Consider the following 5,450-nt stretch of genomic DNA (forward strand, 5'->3'; position numbering starts at 1 on the left):
TCAAGAAAATGCCCTATGCTAGGCACGACCCGAAGTGAATGGCTAGCCCTTTACAAGGGTTGTAACAACGCAGATGGCGTTTTCTTGACTCGCCCGAAGGGAAGCCCCCAAATTCTCCAAGTCTTCGTTACTGTTTTTGGAAAGGACGAGCCATTCCCTGCAAACAGCGCCTAAACTTGAAAAATTTGGGGGCTTCTTAATTGTCCACTTTGTTTAGGACACTACACTGACACGCGACTCGAGTGAGGATGTTTGTCAATGTGCGAATGGAATTTTCCGTGTGACAATGGATATACGTTATAATTTTATGATTTTTCGATAAACGAAATCAATTCGATGCGCTTGTTACGCGGTTTACATAATTTACACTTGGCGCAAGCCGAGTTGCAGCATGGCTGTGTTTTGACCATTGGTAATTTCGATGGGGTGCACTTGGGGCACGGGGCGATTTTGCAACAGGTTCACACGCTGGCGACCCAGCTGGGGCTGCCGTCGGTGGTGATGGTGTTTGAACCCTTGCCGATCGAGTATTTCTCGCCAGAATCCGCACCGGTGCGATTAATGAATCTGCGTGAAAAACTGGCCGCTTTTCAGCAAACCGATGTCGATTTTGTATTGGTGTGTCGCTTTGAAGCGGAATTTGCCAGCTGGTCGGCACAGGATTTTGTGCAACGCCTGTTGGTTGAACGTCTCAAGGTTAGGCACTTGGTGGTGGGCGACGATTTTCGTTTCGGGCATCAGCGCCAGGGCGACTTTGGGTTTCTGAGCGAACAGGGGCATCGGCTGGGATTCGAGGTCACGGATGTCACTACTTATGAAGTGGATGCGGCTCGTGTTAGCAGCACACGCGTGCGCGAAGCCTTGGCCGTGCACGATCTGGCGTTAGCGAAGCGGCTACTGGGCAAATCATTTTGCTTTCATGGGCGTGTTATTCACGGTCAGAAACTGGGGCGCAAAATCGGCTTTCGTACCCTGAATCTGAATCCGAAGCGTTTGCAAATGCCGCTGGAAGGCGTTTATGCCGTTAAAGTAACTGGCTTGGCGGCAACCGACTGGCCGGGGGTGGCCAATATCGGTGTGCGGCCAACGGTGAAAGGGCAACGCCCCTCGATTGAAGTGCATTTGTTCGACTGGGACAAGGACGTTTACGGGGCGCACATTGGTGTTCGAATCGAACGTTTTATTCGCCCTGAAATGACCTTTGATTCTTTGGCGGCACTGACTCACCAGATTCGTCAAGACGCGCAAGCGGCGCGGCAGATGTTAACCATGGCTGAGCCGACGGTTCGGCCGGCGCCACAATGAAATTCAATTTTAAAACCATCAAATTTAAAACCATCAAACTGAAGTGTTCGACATGACAAAAGATTATAAACCCACATTAAATTTACCCGAAACCGACTTTCCGATGCGCGGAAGCCTACCGAATCGAGAGCCGAAGCAGGTTGAGCGTTGGATGCAGAACGACGTTTATCGTCAAGTGCGCAACGCCATGAGCGGGCGCCCGAAGTTTATTTTGCACGATGGGCCGCCGTATGCCAACGGCGACATTCACATCGGTCACGCGGTGAATAAGGTGTTGAAGGATATGATCGTCAAATCCAAGGGGTTGAGTGGGTGTGATGCGCCTTATGTGCCCGGCTGGGATTGTCACGGTCTGCCGATTGAACTGAATGTTGAGAAGAAAAAAGGCAAAGTTGGCCGTAAAATCGGTGCCACCGAATTTCGCCAGGCCTGCCGCGACTATGCGCAAAAGCAGGTCGCCGGGCAAATGGCCGATTTCCAGCGCTTGGGGGTGATGGGCGATTGGAAAAAGCCGTATTTAACCAAAGACTTTTCCTTCGAAGCGAATGAAATTCGTGCGCTGGCGAAAATTGTCGAAAACGGTCACTTAATTAAAGGCACCAAGCCGGTTTACTGGAGTGTGGGCGGGCATTCCGCCTTGGCGGAAGCCGAGGTGGAGTATGAGGACAAACGTTCCCACGCGATTGACGTGCGTTTTAAAGTGTTGGACGAAAGCGCCTTTTTTGAGCGCTGTCATCATCTGGAAGATCATCTGGGGGAAGGGACTTTGTCGGTGGTCATCTGGACCACGACGCCCTGGACTTTGCCGGCCAACCAAGCCGTGTCGATCAACCCGGAACTGGAATACGCCCTGGTGCAGGTGGAGGGCGAAAACGGGCCGGAGCGTCTGTTTCTGGCCGAAGCGCTTTTAAAAGACAGCATGGATAAATGGGGCTTTGACAACTATCGTGTCATCGCCTACGGGCGTGGCGATCAGTTTGAGTTGATCCGTTTGCAGCATCCGTTTTACGACCGTATAGTGCCGCTGATTTTGGGAGACCACGTTACCACCGATGCCGGAACCGGCTGTGTTCACACCGCACCGGGGCACGGTCAGGAAGACTATGCGGTCGGCTTGAAATACGATTTGGAAGTGGATTGCCCAGTGGATGGCAATGGCAACTATGTGGCGGGCACCCCTTTGTTTGAAGGCGAAAATGTGTTGAAAGCCGATGAACACGTGATTGAGGTGTTGCAGGCGCATCAAGCGCTGGTGCATCACGAAGCGATTGTGCACAGCTATCCGCACTGCTGGCGCACCAAAACGCCGTTGATTTTCCGTGCGACACCGCAATGGTTTATCAGCATGACGGCTGGTAATCTGCGCCAACAGGCCATGGACGCCATCCAAAAAGTGGAATGGGTGCCGGACTGGGGCAAAGCCCGCATTGAAGGCATGGTGGACGGCCGTCCGGACTGGTGTATTTCCCGTCAGCGTTTTTGGGGTGTGCCGATTCCGATTTTTGTGCATAAAGTCACTGGCACCATGCATCCGAATACCGTTGAAATCATGGAAAAAGTGGCGCAGATGGTGGAAGCAAAATCCATTGACGCCTGGTACGATTTGGAGCCGGAAGTCTTGTTGGGCGAGGAAGCGGACGACTACGAAAAAGTCACTGACATTCTGGACGTTTGGTTCGATTCGGGGGTGTCTCATTTTGCCGTTCTGGATACGCGGGATGAACTGACTACCCCTGCGGATTTGTATTTGGAAGGCTCCGATCAGCATCGGGGTTGGTTTCAGTCGTCTTTGCTGACGTCCTTGGCGATTCGTGGCGAAGCGCCTTATAAGCAGGTGCTGACGCACGGTTTTACCGTCGATAAAGACGGTAAGAAAATGTCGAAGTCGAAGGGCAATGTGGTGGCACCGCAAGACATTGCCAACAAGTTTGGGGCGGATATTCTGCGTTTGTGGATTGCGGCGGCGGATTATCGTTATGAAATGACGGTGTCCGATGAAATCATCCAACGCACCGCGGACGCTTATCGTCGTATCCGTAATACCTCGCGCTTCCTGCTGGCAAACCTGAACGGTTTTGACCCGAAAACCGATGCCGTGCCGTATGACAAAATGTTGCCGCTGGATCAGTGGGCGGTTGGTCAGGCGGCGCGTATCCAGCAGGAAGTGCAACTCGCCTATGACGGTTATCACTTCAACACCATTTATCAAGCGGTGACCCGTTTCTGTTCGGTGGAACTGGGCGCGTTTTATCTGGATGTGATCAAGGATCGCCAATACACCTGCAAGGCGGACAGTTTGCCACGTCGTTCTGCGCAAACCGCTTTGTATCACATTGTTGAAGCCTTGACGCGTTGGGTGGCACCGATTTTAAGCTTTACCGCCGAGGAAATCTGGCAGGCGCTGCCCGGTGAGCGCACGGAAACGATTTTTACCGAGCAGTGGTACGACGGTTTGACGGCATTGGATGAAACGCAACCGATGAACTCGGCCTATTGGGCACGCATGATGGAAGTGCGCTCGGCGGTCGCCAAACAGTTGGAGCAGTTGCGAAATGACGGTGTGGTGAAAGGGTCTTTGACCGCGCAAGTCACACTCTATGCGGATGGCGAACTGTTGCAGCAGATCCAGGCCTTGCAGGATGAATTGCGATTTGTGTTGATTACGTCCTACGCCAGTGTGAAACCGGTGTCGGAAAAAACCGACACGGCTGTGGCTACGGATGTGGACGGCTTGTGGGCGGATGCCGGCGCAGCGGATAAACCCAAGTGTGGTCGTTGCTGGCATCATCGTGACGATGTCGGCCGTCACAGCGAAGATGAAGCCCTGTGTCAGCGGTGCATTGATAATGTCTATGGATCAGGCGAGGTGCGATGTTTTGCTTAAATCTGATAATGTACCAGGCCTGGGAAAAAGGCCGTTAAAATGTCTATGACCGCCAAACCCGCGCCCAATACGCCCAATAGCCCACCCCAAGCCGTCTCTTGGCGCACCTCGGCTCTGCAAACTGTCTGGTTGGCGCTGCTGTTGATTGTGCTGGATCAAATCACCAAATACTGGGCCAACACCAGCCTCACCTTTGGCGAGCCGGTTGCGATCTTGCCGCACCTGAATTTTACCCTGGTGTACAACTACGGTGCGGCCTTCAGCTTTCTCGCCGACATGGGCGGCTGGCAGCGCTGGCTGTTCAGCGGGCTGGCGATGGGTGTCAGTGTGGCTTTGTTGGTTTGGCTGGCGAAGCTCCCCAAGGCCTGGAATTTCGAAACCTTCGGTATTAACCTGATTCTCAGTGGTGCCATCGGCAATGTGATTGACCGTATCCTGTTCGGAAAAGTAACCGACTTTGTCGATTTCTATGTTGGCAGCTGGCATTTCGCCACCTTTAATGTGGCGGACATGGCGATCAATATCGGTGCCGCTATGCTGATCATTTCCGAGTTCTGGCTCAAACCTCGACGAGCCAAAAAAGACACAACGCAATGATCTTTCGCCAGGCCTGGTCAAACCGCTTTTTCACCACAGAGACACAGAGAAATTTAAATGCTGTTTCAGTGATTTGAAGTCCTAAAAAAACTTCGTGGCTTCGCGTCTTCGTGGTTCAAAATGACATTTGGCTAGGCCTGGCCGTCAGTCGCAATGGGTTTTGCTGTTGGAGTGAGAAATAATTCTCTTTTTTAGATGCCTGTGTCATAATTGATTTTGTATTTAATAAGCGGCTGGAGAAGCGAAATGTCCACCTTGGCGTTTGATACGCACAGTTTTGTGAAGCGTTTAAAGCAGGTTGGTTTTTCTGAGGAACAGGCGGAAGTGTTTGCCGAAGAGCAGAAACGTTTGATTGAAGAACAACTTGCCACTAAAAAAGACTTGAAAGAGCTGGAGTTAAATCTGATTATTAAGTTAGGCTCAGTCGTGATGATTGGCATGACGGTGCTGGCCGTTTTAGTAAAGGTGCTTTAGCTGACGCTTGTCAGTAAAAACGCCATTCAAAATCCACCAGGCCTGGTCAAACTGCTTTTTTCACCACAGAGACACCGAGTCATAGAGAAATTCAACGTCTAAAAACCAAAAAATCTTCGCGTCTTCGTGGTTCAAATCGAAATCCACCAGGCCTGGTGAAACCGCTTTTTTGACCACAGAGACACAGAGG

4 protein-coding genes are annotated in these 5,450 nt (G+C 51.7%); all 4 read left to right on the plus strand.

Annotated elements, in window-relative coordinates; translation table 11 throughout:
* The first annotated feature begins 336 nt into the window (after positions 1-336).
* Complete coding sequence (ribF, locus tag ACP5D0_RS08830; protein ID WP_472365358.1) at positions 337-1,305, plus strand: bifunctional riboflavin kinase/FAD synthetase; 969 nt, start codon at positions 337-339, stop codon at positions 1,303-1,305.
* Between the two features lie 52 nt (positions 1,306-1,357).
* The gene (gene ileS / locus ACP5D0_RS08835) at positions 1,358-4,189 is read left to right on the plus strand and encodes an isoleucine--tRNA ligase (protein WP_472365359.1); all 2,832 of its coding nucleotides are present in this window, start codon (positions 1,358-1,360) and stop codon (positions 4,187-4,189) included.
* A gap of 45 nt (positions 4,190-4,234) precedes the next feature.
* A complete protein-coding gene (gene lspA, locus ACP5D0_RS08840) occupies positions 4,235-4,786 on the plus strand; it encodes a signal peptidase II (RefSeq protein ID WP_472365368.1) in 552 nt (183 codons plus the stop codon).
* A 246-nt stretch (positions 4,787-5,032) separates the two neighbouring features.
* A complete protein-coding gene (locus ACP5D0_RS08845) occupies positions 5,033-5,260 on the plus strand; it encodes a hypothetical protein (protein ID WP_472365360.1) in 228 nt (75 codons plus the stop codon).
* Positions 5,261-5,450: the final 190 nt, after the last annotated feature.

This window comes from Hydrogenovibrio sp. (assembly GCF_049975065.1).
GTDB lineage: Bacteria > Pseudomonadota > Gammaproteobacteria > Thiomicrospirales > Thiomicrospiraceae > Hydrogenovibrio.

Bases quoted from the DNA above. Each gene is read 5' to 3' on its own strand.
- ribF (WP_472365358.1), top strand. From the start codon at position 337: ATGCGCTTGTTACGCGGTTTACATAATTTACACTTGGCGCAAGCCGAG.
- ileS (WP_472365359.1), top strand. From the start codon at position 1,358: ATGACAAAAGATTATAAACCCACATTAAATTTACCCGAAACCGACTTT.
- lspA (WP_472365368.1), top strand. From the start codon at position 4,235: ATGACCGCCAAACCCGCGCCCAATACGCCCAATAGCCCACCCCAAGCC.
- ACP5D0_RS08845 (WP_472365360.1), top strand. From the start codon at position 5,033: ATGTCCACCTTGGCGTTTGATACGCACAGTTTTGTGAAGCGTTTAAAG.